At 27.6% G+C, this 25,141-nt stretch carries 24 protein-coding genes; 14 read left to right on the top strand and 10 right to left on the bottom strand.

Annotation, left to right across the window (positions count from 1 at the left end; genetic code table 11):
• The 4 genes from CKV72_RS05435 to CKV72_RS05420 all read left to right on the top strand — a co-directional run bounded on the left by CKV72_RS05435 (position 1) and on the right by CKV72_RS05420 (position 4,734).
• A complete protein-coding gene (locus tag CKV72_RS05435) occupies positions 1 to 1,908 on the top strand; it encodes a bifunctional 4-hydroxy-3-methylbut-2-enyl diphosphate reductase/30S ribosomal protein S1 (RefSeq protein WP_089864319.1) in 1,908 nt (635 codons plus the stop codon).
• Positions 1,909 to 2,151: 243 nt separating this feature from the next.
• Positions 2,152 to 2,532: an adenosylmethionine decarboxylase gene (gene speD, locus CKV72_RS05430; protein ID WP_089864316.1), complete on the top strand. Its 381-nt coding sequence runs from the start codon at positions 2,152 to 2,154 to the stop codon at positions 2,530 to 2,532.
• Between the two features lie 97 nt (positions 2,533 to 2,629).
• Complete coding sequence (locus CKV72_RS05425) at positions 2,630 to 3,679, top strand: CotS family spore coat protein (protein ID WP_169712346.1); 1,050 nt, start codon at positions 2,630 to 2,632, stop codon at positions 3,677 to 3,679.
• Positions 3,680 to 3,855: 176 nt separating this feature from the next.
• A complete protein-coding gene (locus CKV72_RS05420) occupies positions 3,856 to 4,734 on the top strand; it encodes a GNAT family N-acetyltransferase (protein WP_157726538.1) in 879 nt (292 codons plus the stop codon).
• A 29-nt stretch (positions 4,735 to 4,763) separates the two neighbouring features.
• Here CKV72_RS05420 and CKV72_RS05415 read toward each other — a convergent pair whose 3' ends face one another.
• Complete coding sequence (locus CKV72_RS05415) at positions 4,764 to 5,954, bottom strand: pyridoxal phosphate-dependent aminotransferase (RefSeq protein WP_095177702.1); 1,191 nt, start codon at positions 5,952 to 5,954, stop codon at positions 4,764 to 4,766.
• 310 nt (positions 5,955 to 6,264) lie between these two features.
• Here CKV72_RS05415 and CKV72_RS05410 point away from each other — a divergent pair, with 310 nt between their 5' ends.
• From CKV72_RS05410 to CKV72_RS05375, 8 genes are all read left to right on the top strand, one after another.
• The gene (locus tag CKV72_RS05410) at positions 6,265 to 7,038 is read left to right on the top strand and encodes a cache domain-containing protein (RefSeq protein ID WP_095177701.1); all 774 of its coding nucleotides are present in this window, start codon (positions 6,265 to 6,267) and stop codon (positions 7,036 to 7,038) included.
• A gap of 35 nt (positions 7,039 to 7,073) precedes the next feature.
• Positions 7,074 to 7,622, top strand: a complete 549-nt coding sequence (locus CKV72_RS05405) for a methyl-accepting chemotaxis protein (RefSeq protein ID WP_242955746.1) — start codon at positions 7,074 to 7,076, stop codon at positions 7,620 to 7,622.
• A gap of 168 nt (positions 7,623 to 7,790) precedes the next feature.
• Positions 7,791 to 9,116: a tRNA (N6-isopentenyl adenosine(37)-C2)-methylthiotransferase MiaB gene (gene miaB / locus CKV72_RS05400; protein WP_095177699.1), complete on the top strand. Its 1,326-nt coding sequence runs from the start codon at positions 7,791 to 7,793 to the stop codon at positions 9,114 to 9,116.
• A 65-nt stretch (positions 9,117 to 9,181) separates the two neighbouring features.
• Positions 9,182 to 11,827 carry a DNA mismatch repair protein MutS gene (mutS, locus tag CKV72_RS05395; protein WP_095177698.1) on the top strand — a complete coding sequence of 882 codons (2,646 nt, stop codon included), beginning with the start codon at positions 9,182 to 9,184 and terminating at the stop codon, positions 11,825 to 11,827.
• Between the two features lie 11 nt (positions 11,828 to 11,838).
• Positions 11,839 to 13,701: a DNA mismatch repair endonuclease MutL gene (mutL, locus tag CKV72_RS05390; RefSeq protein ID WP_095177697.1), complete on the top strand. Its 1,863-nt coding sequence runs from the start codon at positions 11,839 to 11,841 to the stop codon at positions 13,699 to 13,701.
• Between the two features lie 16 nt (positions 13,702 to 13,717).
• Entirely contained in the window at positions 13,718 to 14,662 is a 945-nt protein-coding gene (gene miaA, locus CKV72_RS05385; protein WP_095177696.1) for a tRNA (adenosine(37)-N6)-dimethylallyltransferase MiaA, read from the top strand.
• A 50-nt stretch (positions 14,663 to 14,712) separates the two neighbouring features.
• Positions 14,713 to 14,952 (top strand): RNA chaperone Hfq, encoded by a 240-nt coding sequence (gene hfq / locus CKV72_RS05380; RefSeq protein ID WP_089864291.1) that lies wholly within the window; start codon positions 14,713 to 14,715, stop codon positions 14,950 to 14,952.
• Between the two features lie 97 nt (positions 14,953 to 15,049).
• Positions 15,050 to 16,333 (top strand): methionine gamma-lyase family protein, encoded by a 1,284-nt coding sequence (locus CKV72_RS05375; RefSeq protein ID WP_089864288.1) that lies wholly within the window; start codon positions 15,050 to 15,052, stop codon positions 16,331 to 16,333.
• 33 nt (positions 16,334 to 16,366) lie between these two features.
• On the opposite strand, the gene lexA is transcribed toward CKV72_RS05375, so the two are convergent.
• Positions 16,367 to 16,969: a transcriptional repressor LexA gene (lexA, locus tag CKV72_RS05370; protein ID WP_089864285.1), complete on the bottom strand. Its 603-nt coding sequence runs from the start codon at positions 16,967 to 16,969 to the stop codon at positions 16,367 to 16,369.
• 151 nt (positions 16,970 to 17,120) lie between these two features.
• On the opposite strand from lexA, the gene CKV72_RS05365 reads away from it, so the two are divergent.
• The gene (locus CKV72_RS05365) at positions 17,121 to 17,483 is read left to right on the top strand and encodes a hypothetical protein (RefSeq protein WP_095177695.1); all 363 of its coding nucleotides are present in this window, start codon (positions 17,121 to 17,123) and stop codon (positions 17,481 to 17,483) included.
• Positions 17,484 to 17,500: 17 nt separating this feature from the next.
• On the opposite strand, the gene CKV72_RS05360 is transcribed toward CKV72_RS05365, so the two are convergent.
• The gene (locus CKV72_RS05360; RefSeq protein ID WP_089864279.1) at positions 17,501 to 18,487 is read right to left on the bottom strand and encodes a tyrosine recombinase XerC; all 987 of its coding nucleotides are present in this window, start codon (positions 18,485 to 18,487) and stop codon (positions 17,501 to 17,503) included.
• A 310-nt stretch (positions 18,488 to 18,797) separates the two neighbouring features.
• Positions 18,798 to 20,063 carry a Glu/Leu/Phe/Val family dehydrogenase gene (locus CKV72_RS05355; protein WP_089864277.1) on the bottom strand — a complete coding sequence of 422 codons (1,266 nt, stop codon included), beginning with the start codon at positions 20,061 to 20,063 and terminating at the stop codon, positions 18,798 to 18,800.
• Positions 20,064 to 20,247: 184 nt separating this feature from the next.
• On the opposite strand from CKV72_RS05355, the gene CKV72_RS05350 reads away from it, so the two are divergent.
• The gene (locus tag CKV72_RS05350; RefSeq protein WP_089864274.1) at positions 20,248 to 20,466 is read left to right on the top strand and encodes a DUF378 domain-containing protein; all 219 of its coding nucleotides are present in this window, start codon (positions 20,248 to 20,250) and stop codon (positions 20,464 to 20,466) included.
• Positions 20,467 to 20,501: 35 nt separating this feature from the next.
• On the opposite strand, the gene CKV72_RS05345 is transcribed toward CKV72_RS05350, so the two are convergent.
• The 6 genes from CKV72_RS05345 to CKV72_RS05320 all read right to left on the bottom strand — a co-directional run bounded on the left by CKV72_RS05345 (position 20,502) and on the right by CKV72_RS05320 (position 25,086).
• Positions 20,502 to 20,759 carry an HPr family phosphocarrier protein gene (locus CKV72_RS05345; RefSeq protein WP_089864271.1) on the bottom strand — a complete coding sequence of 86 codons (258 nt, stop codon included), beginning with the start codon at positions 20,757 to 20,759 and terminating at the stop codon, positions 20,502 to 20,504.
• Between the two features lie 81 nt (positions 20,760 to 20,840).
• Positions 20,841 to 22,034: a pyridoxal phosphate-dependent aminotransferase gene (locus tag CKV72_RS05340; protein WP_095177694.1), complete on the bottom strand. Its 1,194-nt coding sequence runs from the start codon at positions 22,032 to 22,034 to the stop codon at positions 20,841 to 20,843.
• A 170-nt stretch (positions 22,035 to 22,204) separates the two neighbouring features.
• Positions 22,205 to 22,561 carry an SMR family transporter gene (locus CKV72_RS05335; RefSeq protein ID WP_089864266.1) on the bottom strand — a complete coding sequence of 119 codons (357 nt, stop codon included), beginning with the start codon at positions 22,559 to 22,561 and terminating at the stop codon, positions 22,205 to 22,207.
• 4 nt (positions 22,562 to 22,565) lie between these two features.
• Positions 22,566 to 23,831: a hypothetical protein gene (locus CKV72_RS05330; RefSeq protein WP_095177693.1), complete on the bottom strand. Its 1,266-nt coding sequence runs from the start codon at positions 23,829 to 23,831 to the stop codon at positions 22,566 to 22,568.
• A gap of 21 nt (positions 23,832 to 23,852) precedes the next feature.
• Positions 23,853 to 24,710 (bottom strand): decaprenyl-phosphate phosphoribosyltransferase, encoded by an 858-nt coding sequence (locus CKV72_RS05325; protein WP_095177692.1) that lies wholly within the window; start codon positions 24,708 to 24,710, stop codon positions 23,853 to 23,855.
• A 115-nt stretch (positions 24,711 to 24,825) separates the two neighbouring features.
• Positions 24,826 to 25,086 carry a stage V sporulation protein S gene (locus CKV72_RS05320; protein WP_089864259.1) on the bottom strand — a complete coding sequence of 87 codons (261 nt, stop codon included), beginning with the start codon at positions 25,084 to 25,086 and terminating at the stop codon, positions 24,826 to 24,828.
• Between the last annotated feature and the right edge of the window lie 55 nt (positions 25,087 to 25,141).

Below are 25,141 nucleotides of genomic sequence, written 5' to 3'. Positions count from 1 at the left end.
ATGAGTATAATTCTTGCAAAAAAATCTGGGTTTTGTTATGGCGTAAAAAGAGCTGTGGATACTTGTTTAAAATTAAAAGATAAATATACTGATAAAAAAATATATACTTTAGGACCCTTAATTCACAATAATGATGTGGTAAATTTTTTGAAAAAACAAAATATATATCCTATAGACTACGAAAATATAAATACACTAAAAGAAGGGGATATAATAATTTTAAGATCCCATGGCGTAACTTTAGAAACCATAGAAAAACTTAAAGAAAAAAAATTAAATATTATAGATGCTACTTGTCCATATGTTTCTAACATTCAAAAAAAAGTACAAAAATATTATGAAAAAGGATATTCAATATTAATAGTAGGAGATAAAAATCATCCTGAGGTTATAGGTATAAATGGATGGTGCAATAATTCTGCTATAATATGTAAAAATGCAGAAGAAATAGAAAACCTTCCCGCTAAAATATGTGTTGTATCTCAAACCACTGAAAAAAAAGAACACTGGGTTAGTGTTTTAAGCAAAGTGGTAAATGAATGCAGAGAAATTATTGCTTTTAATACCATATGCAATGCAACAGAAGTAAGACAACTTTCGGCCAAAGAATTATCTAAAGAAGTAGATTTTATGGTAGTAATAGGAAGTAAAAGTAGCTCTAACACCACTAAATTATATGAAATTTGTAAAACAAACTGTGTTAACACAATCCACGTGGAAAATGCAGGTGAATTACCTGATTATATATCAAATAAATATTATAAAATTGGTGTTACTGCAGGTGCTTCAACACCAGATTGGATTATAAAGGAGGCCATTTTTAAAATGAGTAATAAGGATTTAAATGAACAATTAGAGTATATGAATAATAATGATATTCAAATATCTATAGGTCAAGAGGTTGAAGGAGAGGTAGTATCTATTGTAAGTAATAGTGAAGCCTACGTTAATATAGGTTATAAATCAGACGCAATACTTCCTCTATCAGAAATAACAAAAGAAAGTGATGAGGACATAAATAACTTTATTAAAAAAGGAGATATAATAAAGGGAAAAATTATAAAATTAGGTTCTGAAAATAAACCTCCAGTTATATCTGTAATTGAATTAAATAGAGAAAAAGCTTACATTGAGTTAAAGGAAGCTTTTGAAAACAAAGAAAAAGTTGTTGTAAAAGTAAAAGAAGATGTTAATGGTGGTTTAATTTCTATATACAAAAATATAATAAGAGTATTTATACCTGCATCTCATGTGGAATTAAGACATGTAAATGATTTAAGTGTATATAAGGGACAGGAACTAACTGTAAATATAATAGAATTTGAAGAAGGTAGAAATAATACTAGAATAGTAGGTTCTAGAAGAGACTTACTAAAAGAAGGACAGTTAAAAATTGAAGAAGAAACTTGGGCTTCTTTAGAAAAGGACACTGTTAAAGAAGGCGAAGTAAGAAGACTAACAAACTTTGGTGCCTTTGTTAACATAGATGGAGTAGATGGTCTTTTACATGTATCTGAAATATCCTGGGGAAGAGTGGAAAAACCTTCAGATATGCTAAAAGTAGGAGATAAAATTAAAGTTTATATAAAAGATATAGATAAAGAAAATAGAAAACTTGCTTTAAGTATTAAAGATTTAACTGAAGATCCATGGAAAAATGTAGATGTAAAATATCCTGTTGGAAACATTGTACTTGGAACTGTAGTAAGATTTGCTTCTTTTGGTGCTTTTGTAGAACTTGAACCTGGTGTAGATGGCCTTATCCATATTTCACAAATTAGCCATAAAAGAATTGATAAAGTTGAAGATGAATTATCTATAGGACAACAAGTTAAAGCTAAAATTGTAGAAGTAGATGGTGAAAAAAGGAAAATAGGATTAAGTATTAAGGAAGTAAATGATATTTAATATAATGAGTATAATTATTTTAAAATGCGTGTATTATAAAAATAATACACGCATTTTTTTACTTTAGTTAGTATATTAACAAATACTAAATGGAGATTAGGTCTGTATAACAAAGAATTTGCAAGTAAACGCTATGTATATATAGTTTTTATCAATTTTTCTTAAAATCTAAGTAAATATATTGACTTTTCCAGTAAATTTGATAAAATTTATTTGACAATTATTAATAGGGAGGTAAGGGAAATGAACAATTTAGGACGTCATATTTTATCAGAAATTTATGGCTGCGATGAATCTATACTTAATGATAAAGAATATATTGAAAGAATAATGGTAGAATCCGCTTTAAAAGCTGGTGCAGAAGTAAGAGAGGTTGCCTTCCATAAATTTAGTCCCCAAGGAGTAAGTGGAGTTGTAATTATTTCTGAATCCCATTTAACTATACACACTTGGCCAGAACTTGGATATGCCGCTGTAGATGTATTTACTTGTGGAGATAGAGTAAATCCTTGGGATGCTTGCAATTACATGGGTGAAAAATTAAATGCCAAAAATATAACTGCTACAGAAGTTAAAAGAGGAGTTTTTGAACAACCAGTGTCAGTAAAAGCTTCTAATGAATAGCTAATAAAAGGCCATCAATATAGGATGACCTTTTATTTTTGTAATAATTTATCCCATAAGTAATATAATCTATTAGATAGTATTGGGAGGTATTCTTATGGGAGATAGAAAACTCTTAAATGATGAAAGTAGAATTACGAAAAAAGAAAAGAATTTTATAAAAAAGATACTAAAAAATTATAAATTACAGGTTTTAGATGTAAAAAGAGTTAGGAGTGTTTATAAAGTAAAAACTGATATTGGCAACATTTGTTTAAAACAAATTCGAAAAAGCAGGAAAAAACCTATAAATGGAAGCATTTTAGTAGAAGAATTAAATAAACATGGTTTTCCTTACACTGCAAAATATCTTAAGACTTCTAAGGGACATTTATTTGTAAAGCATAATAAATCCTATTATTATGTTACTGAATGGATAAATGGTCATGAATGTGATCTAAATGACATAGAAGAGGCACGTAAATGCATGAAATTATTAGCTAATTTTCATATAACCACTCTTAAAATTGACGGCTCAAAATTAAAATTAAGAAATAATCTAAAAAATTGGCCTAAGATCTTTTCAAATAAATTAAATGAATTACAATATTTTAAGTATATAATTGAAAATAAAAGGCAAGTTACAAATTTCGATAGCCTTTACAATTCTGTTATTGATGATTTTTATAATATTGGTATTGCTTCTATGAATTTATTAAATTCATCAGATTATTATTCCTTATCTAAAAATGCTAATAGTAAAAAAAGTATATGTCATGACAGTATTTACTATCAAAATATAATAAAAAAAGGTAATGATTATTATTTAATTGATTTGGATAGTATAAAGATAGACCTTCATATAAATGATTTAGGTAAGGTTATAAGAAGACTTATGTTTAAAAAGGAATATGGATGGGATTTTAACAAAGCAAAGGAACTAATAGAGGCCTATAGTTCTGTAAATCCTTTAAGTCACAGTCACTTAGAGGCTATGCTATGTATAATAGTATTCCCTCATAAGTTTTGGAAATTAGGCAAACAAAGATATATAAAAAAGAAACATTGGAGCGAGAAAAAATATATAAAAAAATTAAATAAATTAATACAATTTGATTCTCCACAACAAAAATTTATCAAAGACTATATAGAATACTTAGCTCAATGAACAACTAACAATGAACAATGAATAATTTAGGTGGATTTTTCGGAATGATAATGGAGAAAAATATCCGTAATTGTTCATTATTCATTATTCTTTGTTCATTAACTAAGCGTTGACGGTTCTTATTAAAAGAATTATACTAATTATGGATTAATTAATTAATTACAATGAGGAATGCTATGTTGAGTATAACTAATTTAAATAAAGACAATTTATTTCATTTGAAAATTTTAAATAATACCAGGTTGTCATTTAATACTTTAAATGGTGACTTTTTATTTGCCTATGAAAATAGCAGTTTTTTTGATAAAATGCTATTAAGAAAAAGAGTATTGTTATTAAGGGATTTAAAAGAATGTTATGGGTATTTATGGTATAGTAAAAAAACTTCTTATTATTTAATAAACTCTCTAAATTTTAAAAAACAATATATGAAAGCACAATATATATCTACGCTTTTAAATCATCTTAAAAAAGATTCTGTTTTTAAATATATATGTGAAGATAATGGCTTTAATATAGATATATTAAAAAGATCAGGCTTTAATATAGATAAATGTACTATAGAAATGGATTTGGAATTAGAAGATTTCATGCCTTTGATTTCTAGAAATTTAATAAATTCTAAAGGAATTTATTTTAAAAAACTAAAACAAAATAAAGAAGAGGCTATAAGATGTCACATACAAAATGAAGTTTTTAAAACTAAAACAAGAGAACCTTTAACTATAGATGATATAATCTTAGATGAAAAACAAAATTACTATTTACCGGAAGGGGCCATATTTGTTATGGATGGTAATAAATATATAGGATATGGTCAAATAATATTAATAAGCGATATACCTGTTATAGTCAATGTGGGTGTATTAAAGGAATACAGAGGTAGAGGCATTGGAAAAGCTTTAGTATGTTATTTATTAAATATAATAAATAAACTCAATTATAAAGAGGCTTTTATAACAGTAGATTCAATGAATACAGTGGCCTTAAACTTATATAAAGAATGCGGATTTAAATTTAATAGAAAAGTTTATACCATGGAAATAAAGACATAACCAGGAATAAAATGTTCCTGGTTATGTCTTTATTTATTATATTCTTCCAATGCTTTTTTTAGTATTATCATAGCTTCTTTTAGGTCTTCTGAATTAATGCAATAGGATAATCTAACTTCATCTCTACCTAATCCCTCTGTAGTATAAAATCCTTCCGCTGGGGTAACCATAACAGTCTTATTATTGTATTGAAAATCTGTTAGCATCCACTTTGTGAACTCATCTGAATTGTCCACAGGAAGCTTTGCTATAATATAAAAGGCTCCAGAAGGCTTTTCGCAGTGAACACCTGGTATGTCGCAAAGTCCTTCGTATAGTATATTTCTTCTTTTTTCATATTCAATTCTTACTTCTTCTATATAGCTTTTAGGAACATTTATTAAATTAGCAGCTCCTATTTGATCAAGAGAAGAAACACTAAGCCTAGCTTGGCACATTTTCATAAAGTTTTCTGTAACCTTTCTATTTTTACATATTAAAGCCCCAATTCTTGCTCCACAGGCACTATATCTTTTAGATATACTATCTATTATAATTACTCTATCTAATATATCCTTCATATCCATAAAAGATGTAAATTCAAGACCGTCATATACAAATTCCCTGTAAACTTCATCAGATATTATAAATAGATCCTTTTCCTTTGCTATATCAGAAATCATCCTAATTTCCTCTTTAGTATAAACAACTCCAGTTGGATTACTAGGATTTGTAATCATTATAGCTTTTGTATTATCTTTTATAGAATTTAAAATTTCTTCTTTATTTTTTATTCTAAATCCATCTTCTCTATAAGTTCTAAAGGATATTATTTCTACTCCTGCCATTCTAGCCATTGTATTATAGTTGGTATAATAAGGCTCTGGAACTATAACACTATCACCAGCATCACATATGGTTAATAGGGCATATAAAATCCCTTCACTACCTCCATTAGTTACATATACGTCTTCTTTATCTAAATCTATATTTATACTTTTATAATATTTTACAAAGGCATTTATTAAGTCCTTATTTCCCTGGGAATTTTCATATTTTATAATTTTATCATCAAAATTTTTGATTGCATTAACAAATTCCTCTGGTGTTTTAATATCCGGTTGACCTATGTTCAAATGGTGAACATGAATTCCTTTAGCTTTTGCTTCATCAGAGTAAGGAATAAATTTCCTTATTTCTGAAAATCTAAGTTCCTCTATTCTCTTTGAAACTCCTAACATAATATTACCTCCCTCAAGTTTTAACTAAACAACCTCTATATACGAATTTTAAATATATTCATATATTATATTTCATAATCTTAAAAGATTCAAACTTTTATTCTTGCATTTAATTTTACTATTAATATATATAATTTTAAAGAACCATTGTATATTAAAATAGACTATACAGTGGTTTGAGTTTTTGTAATTTAAAAGAAATATATATAATTTTATGTATATTATGTTGCTTTTTATTGAAAATTTGATTATTATTAAATAAACATATTAATTTGAATTTTAAATAAATTGGAAATCAGGGGGATTGACTATGAAGGGGTTAAAAGCAAAAATGATTTACTTTGTAACTTTTATATCTATGTTATGTATGATAATACTGTTGACCATAAGTTACAAAATATCCTATTCTTCTCTGCATGAAGAGTTTAAAGGTAAAAGTGTAGAAACAACTAAAAAATATTCAGAAGAATTCGATAAATGGTTGGGAATTGAAAGTAGTAATCTTATAGAAATAGCTAAAAACATTAATCATTTTAAAATTTATGACTACAATAAACTACAACAGTACTTGGCATTTCAATTAAAAGATAAGGAAAGTACTTCTTCGGATATATATGTATTATTTCCTAACAATAAAATGGTATCAGGAGCTGGTTGGGTACCAGATAAAGATTTAGACTTTAGAGAAAGGGATTGGTACAAAGAAGCAATAAATAAAAAGCAAGTATTTTTTTCAAATCCATATTTTGATCCTGCCTTTGAAAAAATAGTAGGAACAATATCCTATCCAATTATAGATAATAATAAGGTTATATGTGTTCTAGCAGCAGATATAACTTTTGACTCCATTACAAATGAAGTTAAAAAAGCAAAAGTATCTGAAAAATCCTATGGATTTTTATTAGATAGTGAAAACAATATAGTAGTCCACTTCAATAAGGATTACAATCCTGATGGAAAAACTACTAAAAATCTATCTGAAATAGCTAATGGAAATTTAAAAAATTTAAGTGATAATATAAAATCTAATAATCAAGGTTTTGAAAAAAATATAGACTATTTGAAACCATATATAATGTTATAGAAAATTTTAATGAAAGTGTTGCTGCTATAAGTGGCATGACTAGTGAAATAGTAGGAATATCTGAGCAAACTAATCTTTTAGCTTTAAATGCATCTATTGAGGCTGCTAGAGCTGGGGAATACGGAAAAGGATTTGCAGTAGTAGCTAATGAAGTTAAAAGTTTAGCCTCTGAATCCGCTAAAACCGCTGATATGATAAGTTCTAGTATTGAAAAGCTACTAAAAGAAGCTGCTAAATTTGAGGAGATAAAAAAAGATTCTTTACAAATAGAGCAATTCAGGAAAAAAATTAGCGAAGAAGTGTTAAATTCATTTTCATCAATTCAACAAAATCTAAAAGAGGATATGGATAAAATAGGAGAATTACTAGTTCAAATAAATGATATAAATTCAAGCAAGGAAAATATTAAAACTATTATAGAAGATGTAAATGAAATTTCTCAACAATCCGCTTCGGCCACAGAGGAAATAACTGCATCCATACAAAACCACACAGCTATTATAGATGAAATGATACAAGATATATCCTCTTTAGATAATAAAATAGAAGAATTAAGTAACTCCGTTAAAAAATTTAAGCTATAAATATTAATTGGTTAAAATAAAAGTTTCAAAGAAATAATAATTTCAATGAAACTTTTATTTTTTTAATTTATAATATAATGTAAATGGCTAAATAAATAAAAATATAGTATAATATAGACTGTTATACTAATGTAGGACTAAATTATACTAATGAGGTGAACAAATAATATGAATAAAAAAGGTGAATTTTATATAGAAACTTGGGGTTGTCAGATGAATGAAGAGGACTCCGAAAAACTATCTGGTATGTTAAAAAATATGGGATATGAAAATACAGAGGATAGAAATAAAGCGGATATTATAATATTTAATACTTGTTGTGTAAGAGAAAATGCAGAACTTAAAGTATACGGTAATTTAGGCATATTAAAAGGATTAAAAGCAAAAAATCCTGATCTTATAATTGCTGTTTGCGGTTGTATGATGCAGCAAGAGGGTATGGCTGAAGATATAATAAAAAAATATCCTTTTGTAGATATAATATTTGGAACCCACAACTCATATAAATTCCCAGAGTACTTAAATAGAACAAAACAAGAGGGAAAATCTATAATTGAAGTATGGGATAAAGAAGAAGAAATAGTAGAAGGAATTCCTGTAGATAGAAAGAGTTCTACTAAAGCCTTTGTAACTATAATGTATGGATGCAACAATTTTTGTACATATTGTATAGTTCCATATGTAAGGGGTAGAGAAAGAAGTAGAGAAGTTTCTGATATAGTAAAAGAAATAAAAGAGCTTGTAAAAAGTGGCTATAAGGAAATAACCTTATTAGGTCAAAATGTAAATTCCTATGGAAAAGATTTAGATCCTAAGGTAAGTTTTGCAGAACTTTTAAGGATTGTTAATGACATAGAAGGTATTGAACGAGTTAGATTTATGACTTCTCATCCAAAGGATTTAACAGAGGATGTAATTTATGCCATTAAAGAATGTGATAAATTATGCAATCATATACACCTACCAGTTCAATCTGGCTCTAGTAGGATTTTAAAGAAAATGAATAGATCCTACAGCAGAGAAGACTATTTAAAACTAGTTAATAAAATAAAAGAAGAAATACCTAACGTGGCAATTACAACAGATATTATTGTAGGATTTCCTGGTGAAACAGAAGAAGATTTTAATGAAACTTTAGAACTTGTAAAAGAAGTAGAATATGATTCCGCTTTTACATTCTTATATTCAAAAAGAAAAGGAACCCCTGCATACGATATGGATGAGCAAGTTCCTGAAGATGTAAAACATGAAAGATTTGAAAAACTGGTTAAAATAGTTAATGAAAGTTGTGAAAAGAATAATAAAAAATATCAAGATAAAATAGTTAAGGTGCTAGTAGAAGGCGAAAGTAAAAACGATAAAAATAGATTAACTGGTAGAACAGATACAGGAAAACTTGTAAACTTTACTGGAAACAAAGATAATATAGGTAAGATAGTTGATGTTAAAATAACTAAAACTCTATCATTTTCCCTTGATGGAGAAGAAGTATAATTAAACTTTATAAAAAAGCTCTTTTAAAGGGCTTTTTTTGCAACATATTTTAGGAGGTGACAATTTTGAAACTTACACCAATGATGCAACAATACTTAGAGGTAAAAGAACGATGTAAAGACTGTATATTATTTTTTAGATTAGGTGACTTTTATGAAATGTTTTTTGAAGATGCTGAAACTGCATCTAAAGAATTAGAATTAGTATTAACAGGACGAGACTGTGGTCTTTCTAAAAGGGCTCCTATGTGTGGTATACCATATCATTCAGCTTCTAGCTATATAAATAGATTAGTATCTAAAGGATACAAAATAGCTATATGCGAACAGTTAGAAGACCCATCCTTAGCTAAAGGAATAGTTAAAAGAGATATTGTAAAGATAGTTACACCTGGTACTTATTCAGATAGTAATTTTTTAAATGAAACTAAAAATAACTATATAATGAGTCTGTATACAGAAAATGATTCCATGGCTATGTGCTTTTGTGATATATCCACTGGGGACTTTTTTGCCACAGATCATTGTTTAGATGAATCCGTTATATTAGATGAAATTTCAAAATTTGACCCTAGTGAATTATTAGTAAATGAGGATATATCCAATAATATTTTAAAAGAAATAGAGAACCGTTTTAGTATATCTATTACTAATTTAGAAAAGGATTGTTTTCAGGATAATAACCTATTAGAAGAACAATTTTCTAATTTTAATAAAAAAGAATATTCCTCAGTTTTAATAAAGTGTGGTAATGGACTTTTAAAATACATATTTGAAACTCAGAAAATGTCCCTTGGACATATAAACTTTTTTAAACATTACAATATAGTAGATTATTTATCTATGGATATAAACTCTAGAAGAAATTTAGAAATTACAGAAACTATTAGGGATAAATCTAGAAAAGGATCTCTTTTGTGGGTATTAGATAAATGTAGTACCGCTATGGGAGCAAGGCTTTTAAGAAATTGGATAGAACAACCCTTGATAAATAAAGAAAAAATTGATAAAAGGCTAAATGCCGTAGAAGAATTGGTATTAAATATATCATTACACCAGGACTTAAAAGATGTTTTAAGGGATATTTACGATATACAAAGAATAGTTGGTAAAATCTCTTCTAAAAATGTAAATGCAAAAGAACTCCTTTCATTAAAAAATTCTATAGAAAAATTACCTTATGTAAAAAATATACTGTCCAAATTAGAATCAGATTTATTTAAAGATATGTTTTTAAATTTAGATGAGTTAAGGGATATTTATGATCTATTAGAAAAATCTATAATGGATAATCCATCTATTACAATAAAGGATGGTAATCTTATAAAAAATGGTTTTAATAACGACATAGATGAACTTAGAATGGCAAAATCTCATGGTAAAGAGTGGATTGCAAATCTTGAAAATAGCGAAAGGGAATTTACTGGAATAAAATCTCTTAAAGTTGGATATAATAAAGTCTTCGGATATTTTATCGAAGTTACAAAATCCAATTTATCCTCTGTACCTGAGGGAAGATATATAAGAAAACAAACATTATCAAATTCTGAAAGATATATAACTCCTGAATTAAAAGAAATGGAAGATAAGATTTTAGGAGCGGAAGAAAAATTAATTAATCTTGAATATGAAGTGTTTGTAAGTATAAGAAATTCTATAGAAAAAGAAATAGACAGAATGAAGTCTTCTGCAAATATAGTGGCTATTTTAGATTGTTTAAGTTCCTTAGCTACAGTGGCCTTAGAAAATAATTATTCAAAGCCCAAAATAGTAGAAGGGGATAGCATAATCATTAAAGATGGAAGACATCCAGTAGTAGAAAAAATGATTCCTACGGGTAGCTTTGTAGCCAATGATACAACTATGGATACTGAAGATAATCAAATGCTATTAATTACAGGGCCTAACATGGCAGGAAAGTCTACATATATGAGACAAGTAGCTTTAATTACTATAATGGCTCAAATAGGTAGTTTTGTTCCTGCAAGGGAAGCTTCCATATCCCTTTGTGATAAAATATTTACAAGAATAGGGGCCTCCGATGACCTATCTGCAGGTAAAAGTACCTTTATGGTAGAAATGTGGGAAGTTTCTAATATACTTAAAAATGCTACATCTAAAAGCTTAATTATTTTAGATGAAGTGGGTAGGGGAACTAGCACTTTTGATGGATTAAGTATAGCTTGGGCTGTTATCGAGTATATTTGTAATAATAAAAAATTAAGATCAAAAACTCTTTTTGCTACCCATTATCATGAATTAATTCAATTAGAAAATAAAATCAAGGGAGTAAAAAATTACTCTGTATCAGTAAAAGAAGTAGATAAAGATATTGTATTTTTAAGAAAGATTATAAAAGGCGGAGCAGATCAATCCTATGGTATAGAAGTTGCAAAACTTGCTGGACTTCCAGAGGATGTAATAATGAGAGCCAAAGGAATTCTTGAAAGTATAGAAAAAAATAAGGATAATAAAATAGAAATTAATGATATAAAAGAGAGTAAAAAAACTGTTAAAGAAGAAACTAAAAAAGAAATAGCAATGGATCAATTATTAGAACACAATGATTTTCAAATTAGCTTTACTCAAATTGAAAAAGAAAACTTAATTAAAGAAATTTCTTCAATTGATATATTAAATTTAAATCCTATGGAAGGATTTAATAAGCTATATGATTTAATTAATAAAGCTAAGTCTATTGAAAAAAAGTAGGGTGAAATATTTTGAAGAGAATAAATATATTAGATGAATTTACATTTAATAAAATAGCCGCTGGAGAAGTGGTGGAAAGACCTTTTTCTGTAGTAAAAGAATTGGTTGAAAATAGCATAGATGCTGAAGCTAAAAATATTACAGTGGAAGTTAAAAATGGGGGACAGGATCTTATAAAAGTTTCAGATGACGGTATTGGAATTTATGCAGATGACATAGAAAAAGCTTTTTTACCTCATGCTACTAGTAAAATTTCAAATATAGAAGATATTTTTTCTTTAAACACTATGGGATTTAGAGGTGAGGCTCTGCCAAGTATAGCCTCCATCTCTAAAATTCACTTAAAATCTAAGCCTTCAAGTAAAGATATAGGTAAGGAAATATACATGGAGGGTGGTAATTTTATATCCTTTAATGATATAGGAATGAATACAGGTACTACTATAAAAGTTACTGACCTTTTTTATAACGTACCTGCTAGATTAAAGTTTTTAAAATCACCTTCTAGGGAAAGTTCTCTTATATCGGATATTATACAACGGCTTTCCCTAGCCAATCCCAATATAGCCTTTAAACTTATAAATAATGATAGAACAGTTTTAAATACCTATGGTTCTGGAAATTTAGAAGATGTTATACGGGTTATTTATGGTAAAAAAACTTTAGAAAATGTAAATTATTTCGAAAGTCATAGTGATATTATATCTGTCTATGGGTATATAGGAAATGCAGAACTTAGTAGGGGAAGCAGAAACAATCAAAGCATTTTTGTAAATAAAAGATATATAAAAAGCGGATTAATTACTGCCGCTGTTGAAAATGCTTTTAAATCTTTTTTAACTATAAATAAATTTCCTTTCTTCGTAATATTCATAGATATATTTCCAGAATATATAGATGTAAATGTACATCCAACTAAAACTGAAATAAAGTTTAAAGAAGATAAAAGAGTGTTTTCCTTTGTATTTCACACAGTACACGAAAGTATAAAGAAAAGCTTGTATAAAGAATTTAATACTCAAATAACAGAGGATGTAAAAGAGGATAATAAAGAGATAATTAAAGAAAATCCATCTTTATTTGAAAGTGTTAAAAAGGTACAGATACCTATTGACCTAAAAAGTGCTACTAAAGATATTGAAAGAACAAGTTTAGTTAATTCAGCATTAAACAACGTTAGTAATGTTACACAAAATACTATAGATAAAAGTATTACAATAGATAAAAAAGAAAACTTTCAAGAAGATAAAATTAATAATATTGCTACAGAAAATACAAAAGATGAGGTTCCTAAATTGCCTGAAATGAGGATTATAGGACAATTTGATAATACCTATATTTTAGCTGAAAGCTTTAAAAATTTATATATAATAGATCAGCATGCTGCTCATGAAAAAATACTATTTGAAAACTATAGAGATAAAATAAAAAAGGAACAGGTTAAATCACAAGTACTGTTACAACCTATTGTAATAGAATTGGATCCAGAGGACTTTTCCTATTACATGGATAACAAAGATTTATTTTGTAAAACAGGATTTAATATAGAATTATTTGGAGAAAATACAGTAACTATTAGAGAAGTTCCTTTTATTATGGGTAAACCTGATATAAATAATTTATTTATGGATATAATTGATAATATAAAAGCCATGGGTAGTGGAGAAACCACAGAAGTAAAATATGACTCTATTGCCATGCTTGCGTGTAAATCAGCAGTTAAGGCTAAAGATAAATTATCAAAAGAAGAAATGGAAGCTCTTATAAATGATTTAAGTTTTGCAAAAGATCCCTTTAACTGTCCTCACGGTAGACCTACTATAATAAAAATAACATTATCAGAATTAGAAAAAAAATTTAAAAGAGTACAATAAGGGGGATACTTAACTTATGAAAGATTTATTTATACTATCTGGTCCTACAGCTGTAGGCAAAACAGAAATTTCTATAAATTTAGCAAAGAAATTAAAAGGGGAGATTATATCCTCGGATTCAATGCAAATATATAAACATATGGATATAGGCTCTGCTAAAATATCAGAAAAAGAAAAAAGGGGGATACCTCATCACTTAATAGATGTAGTTGAACCTTGGGAAAATTTTAGTGTAGCTGAATACAAAGATAGTGTTGAGGGTAAAATAGAAGAAATCTATAATAGGGGCAATATTCCTATGTTAGTTGGTGGAACTGGTTTATACATTAACTCAATAATATATAACTACAGTTTTACTGATGCAAATAAAGATGATGACTATAGAGATTATCTTCAAGAATTAGCAAAAGAAAAAGGAAAAGAATATGTTCATAGTCTTTTAAAAGATATAGATGAATATTCCTATAACAATATCCATTACAATAATTTAAAAAGAGTAATTAGAGCATTAGAGGTATATAAAGTTACTGGAAAACCCATGAGTGAATACGCCAAAGAAGAAAAAGAAAATTTATTTAATATTCCATATTCCATATATTATTTTGTGCTGTATATGAATAGGGATAAATTATATGATAGAATAAATATGAGAGTAGATAAAATGCTACAAGAAGGATTATTAGATGAAGTTAAAAAATTAAAAGAAATGGGTTGTAATGAAACTATGCAATCTATGCAGGGTATAGGATATAAAGAGTTGCTATACTACCTTAATGGTGAAATATCTTTAGATGAAGCTGTATATTTAATCAAAAAAGGAAGTAGAAATTATGCTAAACGTCAATTGACCTGGTTTAGACGAGATCCTAGAGCTATATGGATAAATAAAGATGAATTTGAAAATGACGATGCTGTGGTAAGTGAAATACTTGATAAGTTCAATAAATTAAAAGGATTTTAATTTATTTTATAGAACTATATATAAATGTAAACATATTGGAGGGGATTATATTGGCTAAGACTATAAATAATTTACAAGATATATTTTTAAATAGTGCTAGAAAGAATAAAATTGAAGTTACAATACATTTAACTAATGGATTCCAAATAAAAGGTTTCGTAAAAGGCTTTGATAATTTTACTATAATATTGGATTCCTTAAATAAGCAAATGCTTATTTATAAACACGCAGTTTCTACTATTACTCCTAGTAAAGATATATTATTTACTCCACAATCTGCAGAATATTAAAATATAAGTGTAAAAGAATGGGCATTATTTTGCCTATTCTTTTTTTATGTGATATCATATAAAGTCGTAGCAATTTTTATTTTGGAGGTAAATTATAATGATAGACAGTACAAAATATTTACTAAAATACAAATATAAAATAAGTGATAATACATTGGATCTATATGAAAAAGCACTCAAAGATGTAGAACCACAATTTAAAGCTTATGATGAAATAAGAGAATTTAATCAACTAAAAGTTCTTAATGCATTTCAAGAAGAAAGAATTAGCGATGCTCATTTTACTAATAGTACCGGATATGGTTACGGAGACATGGGAAGAGATACTTTAGATAAGGTGTATGCTCGTATATTCAATGCAGAAAGTGCATTAGTAAGGCCTCATTTTGTAAGCGGTACTCATACTATAGGAGCTGCTTTGTTTGGGAATTTAAGGCCAGGAGATACTATGCTTGCTGTAGTGGGAACTCCTTATGATACCATACATAGTGTAATAGGTTTAAGCGGGGAGAAGAACATAGGTTCTTTTAAAGAGTATGGAATAAACTACAAACAAGTTGATTTAAAAGATGGTAAATTGGATTTCCAAGGCATAGAAAAGGCAATAAAAGAGGATCAATCCATAAAAATAGTACATATTCAAAGATCCACAGGTTATTCCTGGAGAAAGGCTTTACTAGTATCAGAAATAAAAGAAATTATAGATTTAGTAAAAAGCATAAGACAGGATATAATTTGTTTTGTAGATAATTGTTATGGTGAGTTTATAGACATAATAGAACCAACAGATGTGGGAGCAGATTTAATAGCTGGTTCCTTAATTAAAAATCCAGGAGGGGGATTGGCACCTACTGGAGGATACATTGTAGGTAAAGAAGAATATGTTACTCAAGCTTCTTACAGATTAACTGTACCTGGTATAGGAGCTGAATGTGGATCAACCTTTGGAGTAATGAGACTTATGTATCAAGGGCTATTTTTAGCACCTCATGTATCTATAGAAGCCTTAAAGGGAGCGGTTTTATGTTCAAGGCTTATGGAACTTGCAGGTTTTGAAGTTTTACCTAAATACAATGAAAAGAGAAGCGATATAATACAGGCTATAAAATTCAATGATAAAGATAAGGTTATTAATTTCTGTAAGGGAATACAATTCGGATCTCCTATAGATTCTTTTGCCCATTGTGAACCATGGGATATGCCAGGTTATGATGATCAAGTAATTATGGCGGCAGGAGCATTTATACAAGGATCTTCCATTGAATTATCTGCTGATGCACCAATAAGGGAACCTTATATAGCTTTCTTACAAGGTGGATTAACCTTTGACCATGCAAAAACCGGTATATTAATGGCTTTAGATAGAGTTTTAAATCACTAAAAAATAGGTCTTGTGATATCACAAGACCTATTTTTAATATTTTCTATATAAGCCAACAATTTTTCCTATTATTTCACATTGCTTTACAATAATAGGTTCCATAGTTTTATTTTCTGGTTGTAATCTTATGTAATCTTTTTCTTTAAAAAATCTTTTAATGGTAGCTTCATTATCAAGTAATGCTACTACTATTTCACCATTTAATGCAGAATTTGTTTTTTCAATTATAGCCATATCTCCATTCATTATTCCTGCATCTATCATGCTATCACCTTTAATTTTAAGCATAAATAATTGATTATCACTTTTTACATAATCTATTGGCAAAGGAAAATTATCTTCTATATTCTCCACTGCTAAAATTGGTTTACCAGCAGTAACCGTTCCTATAACAGGAATATCTATCATTTCTTTTTTTATTATAGAATGATCTAAAACTTCAATTGCTCTAGGCTTAGTAGGGTCTCTTCTTATGACTCCTTTTTGTTCTAATCTTTTTAAGTGGCCATGAACTGTAGAGGTAGACCTTAATCCTACCGCATTGCAAATTTCTCTAACTGATGGTGGATATCCTTTTTCTCTTAATTGTTCTTTTATAAATTCATATATTGCTTCTTGTTTGTTTTCTCTGGCCATGTAAAACACCTCTCAAAATTTAATACAATTTACTTGAAATTATAGCATACATCTGCCTAAATATCAAACTTATGTTCTTTTAAGCCCTTGAATATATAATTTTACTTTGATATAATACTTAAGCGAAAATAAATAAAAAGGGGATAGAAACATGGCAAAATATACAAAATGTATTTTAAATCCAGAAAAGAATTGTGATGATTGTAATAAATGTGATCTTTGTGATTTAGCTCCTTCTAAAATATGTGATAATTGTGGAAAGTGTTTAGAAAAGGGCGCCGAAAATGGCATGAGAAGTTTAGAAATAAGTAAAGTAATGGAAGAAGAAGAAAAAAATATAGATTGGTTAGGTGAAGATATAACTTCTAATTATTCAGAAGAAGATGATGAATGTCCTTTTGAATTTATTGAAGACGTAGAAGGCCTAAAAGAAATATTGACAGATGAAGAAATGTCAGAGAAATTTACATATGAAGAATTTCCTGGATTAATTAAAATTAAAAAGATGAAATAACAAGCATTAAATGCTTATTATTCCATACTTTCGCCACTTAGAGGATTTAAGCTAACAGCTTCTCTTAATTTTTCATTATCCACATGAGTATAAATTTGAGTTGTAGATATATTTTCATGGCCTAATATCTTTTGAAGGCTTCTAATATCTACATCTCCATGTTTATACATAAGAGTTGCAGCAGTATGCCTAAGTTTATGTGGAGTATATTTTTTCTCGTCTAAATTAGCTTTTTTTAAATATTTTTTAAGCATAAGTTCTACAGTTCTTTTATTTATTCTAGTATTATTTCTACTTATAAATAACGCATCCTTATCCTTTATTTTATCTAAATTTTTATTTCTAACTCTTAAATAATCTTCTATAGCCTTTAAACAGGCTCTATTTAAATAAATAGTCCTTTCCTTATTACCTTTACCCACCACATAAAGGGTATCTTCTTTTATTTTAGAAATATCTATACTACATAATTCAGACAGTCTAAGTCCACAATTTAGAAATAATGTAATTATACAATAATCTCTTTCCTTATTAGGTCCATCAATAGAGGAGAGAAGTCGTTTACTTTCTTCTAAAGTTAAATATGTAGGGTTTCTTTTTTTGATTTTAGGTGACTCCAATTCTAGAGCAGGGTTCTCATTTAATATTTTTACTTTTCTATGTAAAAACTTAAAAAATGATTTTAATGTAGCAACTTTTCTAGCTTTAGCATAACTTCCATTGTCTCTATAATTATCTAAAAATGCCATAAAGGAATAGAGATCTGTAAGATTTATTTTTCTTATAAATTCATCGTCTACATCGCTAATGTCTATTTCTTCAAATTCTATATCCTTTGGCAATTTAGTTTTATATAATTTTAAAAATCTAAAAAACATAACTAAATCTACTTTATATCCACTCATAGTATTAGGTGATCTTTCTTTTACTGTAGTTAAATAGTTAAGAAAATTATTTAATTGTTGTGGTAATTCAGGGTCATATATATTTCTAAGCTTGTACATATTGATAAAAACCTCCTAAATTTTGCCCAACTTCGCTAAATGTGTATTTAGCGAATATATTTTAATGAAAAATATATAATAATATATATTTGTATATTATCTATAATTATATATATTATTATATACCATGGATTTAAATTTAAAAAATAATTTATATTTTTTATAAAACACATAAAACTACTTATAATAATTTCTTAAAATATTTTTTATGAATAAATCCGTTTACTATTTTTTCTCTTTTATCATATCAATTGATACATATTATCATTAAATAAAGTAGAAGTTAAAAACTTCTACTTTATTTTTATTTTTAATACCAACCTCTAGCTTTCATGGATTTTGCTAATTTATTTATAGCATACATATAAGCTGCATTTCTCATAGTACAATTGAATTTTTCTTTCATTGACCAAACATTATTAAATCCTTCTACTAAAAATTCTTCTTCACGAGATTTAACATCTTCTTCATTCCAGTAGTAGTTATCTAAGTTTTGTACCCATTCAAAATAAGAAACTATAACTCCACCTGCATTTGTTAATATATCTGGTGTAACTTCGACTCCTTTTTTCTCTAATATTTCATCCGCTGCAGGTGTAACAGGTCCATTGGCTCCTTCACAAATTAATTTAGCATTTATTAATTTAGCATTGTTTATGTTTATAGAATTTTCTAATGCTGCAGGAACTAATACATCTACATTTAAGCTCCAAAACTCTTCTTCTTTTATTTCAGAACTTCCACCAAAACCTAGTAAAGTTCCATTCTCTTTAAAGTGTTTTATTAATTCTTCAACTTTTAATCCCTTTTCATCATGTATAGCATAGAATCCTTTTTCTCTATCCCATTCAGATACACTAACTATTTTTCCACCGAGTTTTTCTATACAAAGTGCTGCATGGCTTCCTACATTTCCAAAACCTTGAACAGCTACGGATGAATTTTCCAAACTTCTATTAAGTTTTTTCAAAGCTTCTCTAGCAACTATAGCAACCCCTAATCCTGTTGCTTCTGTTCTACCTTTTGAACCATTTAATTCTACTGGCTTACCTGTAAAAGTTCCCCAATCATTTTGTCTTGAAAGCTTATTATATTCATCTGCCATCCATGCAATTATTTCACCATTGGTATTTACATCTGGAGCTGGTATATCTATATCTTCACCTATTATTTCGTAAAGTTTATCTACATATCCTCTACTTAATCTTTCTAATTCACCTTTAGATAAAGTTTTAGGATCTACTATAATTCCACCTTTTCCACCACCAAAAGGAAGATTTGCTATAGCACATTTAAAAGTCATCCATATAGATAGCGCTTTTACTTCATCTAAGTTTACATTTTGATGGAATCTTACCCCACCCTTTGTAGCACCTATAGAATTATTATGTTGACTTCTGTATCCTTTAAATACTTTTATACTTCCATCATCCATTTTAACTGGAATATTAACTTCAAGAACTCTCGCTGGTTCCTTAATTAATTCATAAACACTTTCGCTTAAATTTAAATCTTCACAAGTTTTCTTTATTATTTTTTGCACATTTTTAAACGGATTTAATTCTTCAACATTCATTGTTTTAACCCCCTAATCTATTAGCATATATTTATTATACTACTTTTTTTACAAATTTCTTGTATTTTTTTGAAATTTGTATTAACTATTTTTTACAACCCCATTGTATAAATACGTTCTATAAATTATAGTTCATTAATATAATTTAATTAGAATAGTATTAAAACAAATGGGAGGCACTATTATGTATAAATTTAATTTAGTTGACAAAATTTCTTTCTTATTAGTATTTATAGGAGCTTTAAACTGGGGTCTTTTAGGTCTATTTAATTTGAACATAGTAAGCGCTATTTTTGGTGAACCTGCTAACCTAATATCTAGGCTAATATATATAATTATCGGAGCAGCTGGTATATATTTATTATTCCTATTTTTAAAAATTAAGAAATACTCTAAATCATAAAAATAAAAGGCTCTAGCTATTGAGCCTTTTATTTTTTAGTCCATTGATTGAATTAAATTTGCAATTTCTTCTGCTGCTAAAGCTTCATCATCCCCTGAAGCTTTTATTGTAATTGTAGCTCCATTAGTTACAGCTAAAGATAACACTCCAATAAGACTCTTGATATTCGCTTCCTTACCATTATATTCAATAGTTATATCAGATTTAAATGAAGACGCTTTTTTTACTAATAAAGTAGCTGGTCTAGCGTGAAGACCTGTTGAACTATTTACTACAACTTCCTTTTTAACCATTTATATCACCCCTGTATCAAATAATTAGTAAATCACCTTTATTATACCATTAAACTCAAATATTTTAAATGTATAAAGACTTTAACTTTTTAATCCATTAATATAATTTGATATTCTATCTAATCCCTTTTCTATATTTTCTATAGATGTAGCATAAGAAAGTCTTATATGATTTTCTAATCCAAAAGCCGCTCCTGGAACCACCGCTACTTTATATTCTTGTAATAATTTTTCACAAAAATCTACAGAATTTTTTATTTCTTCCCCACTGCTCTTCTTGCCTATTATTTTACTTATATCTACAAATACATAAAAAGCTCCTTTAGGTTCTATGCAATCTATTCCATCTATTGAATTTATTCTTTCCACCATATAGTTTCTTCTCTTCTCAAATTCATAAACCATACTATTTATAAATTCCTGATCACCTGTTAAAGCTTCTAAAGCTGCATATTGAGCAATAGAATTTGGGTTTGAAGTCATATGGCTTTGTATATTATTCATTAATTTAATTATATTTTCCGGGCCTGCTGCATATCCTATTCTCCAACCAGTCATAGCATAAGTTTTAGATACCCCATTTATTACAACAGTTCTGCTATATGAATCTTCATTTAAACTTGCTATACTTATATGTTTATTATGTCCATAAATAAGCTTTTCATATATTTCATCAGATAAAATTATTAAATTATGTTCTTTACAAAAATTAGCTATAACATTAAGCTCTTTTTCAGAGTAAATGCTTCCTGTTGGATTATTAGGACTGCTAATAATTATAGCCTTTGTTCTATCTGATACCTTTTTTTCTAATTCCTCTATAGAGTATTTATAATCATTTTCTTTTTTACAATCTACAAATACAGGTATTCCATCTGATAATTTTACTAACTCCGGATAACTTACCCAATAAGGTGTTGGAATTAAAACCTCATCTCCTGGATTTAGAATAGCCATAAATAAATTAGCTATACATTGTTTTGCTCCAGTAGATACTATTATTTGAGATGGTTTGTATTCTAAATTGTTTTCTTTTTTAAATTTATCTACTATAGCATCTTTTAATTCACTTATACCTGAAACCGGTGTATATTTTGTATAACCTTTTCCCATGGCTTCAATTGCAGCATTTTGAATATTTTCAGGTGTATTGAAGTCTGGCTCTCCTGCCCCAAAACCTATTACATCTATTCCATTCTTCTTCATTTCATTGGCCTTTGCAGTTATAGCCAATGTAACAGAAGGAGCTATTCCCTTTCCTTTTTTAGATAACATTAAAAACACCCCCTATTTATTTAAGTCATAATAATATAATACATAATAAAAATAAAAAATGCAATTTTTATTTTTATTATGTTCATATTTTAAGCTACTATAAAGTCTAGACCCGTATAAATAGCTATATTTTTCTAGAAAGTGTTTTTAAATTGCAATTATTTTATTTTTTAATTTCGCGAAATCAAAAATACTCCACCTATAATCAGTAAAATACCCAGTATTCTTTGTATAGAAATATTTTCATTTAAGAAAAAATAAGCAAATAAAGTAGTTATAACATATCCTAAACTGACCATTGGATACGCATAGCTAAGTTCTACTTTACTTAAAACTTTTATCCATATCAAAAAACTAGTTCCATAGGATACTATTCCACTCATAACAAAGAAGTTTTTTAATATACTAATAATGCTTGGCACAAATTGTCCTGGTGAAAAATTTAAAGTTAAGTTTACTGCACCTATTTTAACTAGTATTTGCCCTAAAGCTCCTAAAAATACAGAAGTCAATATAAGTCCTATCATATAACTAAATCCCTCCCCTTCTAAAGCCAAAAACTCTATTTATAAAAGTTACAAATAAATATATCATAAAGAATATTAGTGGGAAAGAATATCTACCCTGTCCTTCTGTTATAAAATACACACAGGTAAACATATAAAATATAACTAATGTATATAATAAACCTCTGTCTATATTTCTACCCTTATATTTTAAAATATCTATTATAATATAAATACTATATAAGATTACAAATACTACGGCAAACAGAAAAATTGCAATTTTTATACCGCTTACACTTATGTACATGTTTTGCTTAATATTACTATTTAAATCACTTCCATAGGTTGTATAATAAATATCTCCTGCTAATCCATAAGTTGCTTTTAACCTTAGAATACCTAACTGAGCAAACCTTTTAGGGTTGTCTTTTATCCACTGTTTTGCAGCTTTAGAAAGCATTTTGTTTTTTTGAGTCATATTAGCGTTCTTATACTCCTCTGTTTTAGCAACAGAATTTTCTACGTTATTAACATCCATCCACATACCAGTTTTGTTTTGAGAATTATTGTTAATATAAAGTACTATTCCACCATTGTTAGATATAAAGGTAAATTCCCCTACATATTTTGTATTTCTATATATCCAAGGCGATATAGAAATTAAAGATACAATAAGTACTGTTAAGCTATTAATTATAGCTTTTTTTATGTTCCATTCTGATATAGCATCAATTATTAGTATAGCAAAGAAAAATATTATAAAAAAAGGTTTTACCATAGCATTTAATGCTGTAAGTATTCCTATATAAACATATTTAAATTTAACTTCACTAAAATATATATTAGTTATTAAAAGCAGAATAGTTGTAAACAATGGTTCTGTAGCTAATATACTACTGTACATAATGTTTAAAGGGAATAATGCAAATATAGTAAATATAATCCTTTTAGATTTTTCTCCTATGTCTAGTTTATATAATATTGAGTAGACTAAATAATAATTTAAAGTAATTAATACTAAATTAAATATTTTTGCTACTAATAGACTATCTCCAAAAATCTTAAATATTCCACCCAAAACTATAGAATATCCAACTGTAGTATATGTATCTCCCCAAGGTTTTCCCTGAGATATATTACGAGCCAATTCATAATAATATTTAAAATCTGAAAAAGGTTCCGCCTTAACAAATTTACACCAAAGTATACTTAACAGTATTCCAACTAAAGATATTATTAAATAATAGACCTTTCCATACTTTTTCTTATCTTGTTCAAGTTTAATTAGCATCGAATCAACTCCTATTATATATTAGAACTTATAGATAATTATAAAAACACTTATAATCCAAAGAATAATGTTAATTAAAAAAGGCATATCTTTTGTAAATATATCCTCAGGCTTACCCCCTATATTTTTTTTCAACATTAAATACTGATATCTAAATAAACCATACAATACAAAAGGTATAGTAAACATCATATTTCTGCTTTGTACAGAATTAAATGTATATAAACAATATGCAATTAATATAGAGGGAGTTACTAAAGTTAACATAGAATCTAGAAATTCAATAGAGTACTCCTCTAATATCTTTCTGTGTTTGCCACCTTTTTCTTCTAAAGTTATTAACTCACTTTTCCTTTTATTTATAGCCAAAAATAGAGAAAGCAGCATTGTGCACAATAAAAGCCAAGGAGAAATAGTTACTCCTGTAGCAAAGCTACCCGCCTCTACTCTCATAACAAAACCCATGGTTATTATCATAACATCTATAATTACCACATTTTTTAATTTGAAGGAATATAAAATATTCATAATCATGTAAGCTAATAATATTGCAAAAACCTTTATGTTACTATAAGAAAAACTTATTACTAGTATCACTAATAATACATCTAATATTATTGCAGTTTTTTTAGATATCATCCCACTTGGAAGTGGCCTTTTTTTCTTATCTGGATGAAGTTTGTCCTTTTCTAAATCTACTATATCATTAAGTACATATACAGTAGAAGAAGTTAAACAAAATAATATAAAAGCATATATATTTTTTTGTAGTAAATTAACATTTAAAAATTTACCTGAAAATATTAATGCTGCAAAAACAAATCCGTTCTTTATCCATTGTTTAGGACGTAATATTTGAATTATACCTTTTAATTTCATTTTCATTATCCCCCCTTGTATACTCTTTAAACTTTTATCACAAACTATACTTTATCATATAATTACAATAAAAAAAAGGGCTAGTGTAATTAGCCCTTTACTTCTCATACTATCCTTATCTTGGTTGAATAATTAGCTTTATAGCTGTTCTTTCTTCCCCATCTATTTCTATATCAGTAAATGCTGGAATACAAATTAAATCGATTCCACTTGGCGCAACGAATCCTCTTGCAATAGCTACTGCTTTTATAGCTTGATTTAAAGCTCCTGCTCCAATTGCTTGAATTTCTGCTCCACCCTTCTCTCTTAAAACTCCTGCTAATGCACCTGCAACCTTATTTGGACTTGATTTTGCTGAAACTTTTAATACTTCCATAATAAACCTCCTATATAATTTTATACTTTATTTATTATACTTTATACTACTTCTA

Source organism: Clostridium cochlearium (genome assembly GCF_900187165.1).
In the GTDB taxonomy this organism is placed as follows: Bacteria; Bacillota; Clostridia; order Clostridiales; family Clostridiaceae; genus Clostridium_G; species Clostridium_G cochlearium.
The sequence above is the reverse complement of the archived record's forward strand: the minus strand, read 5'-3'. Positions and strand labels throughout refer to the sequence as shown.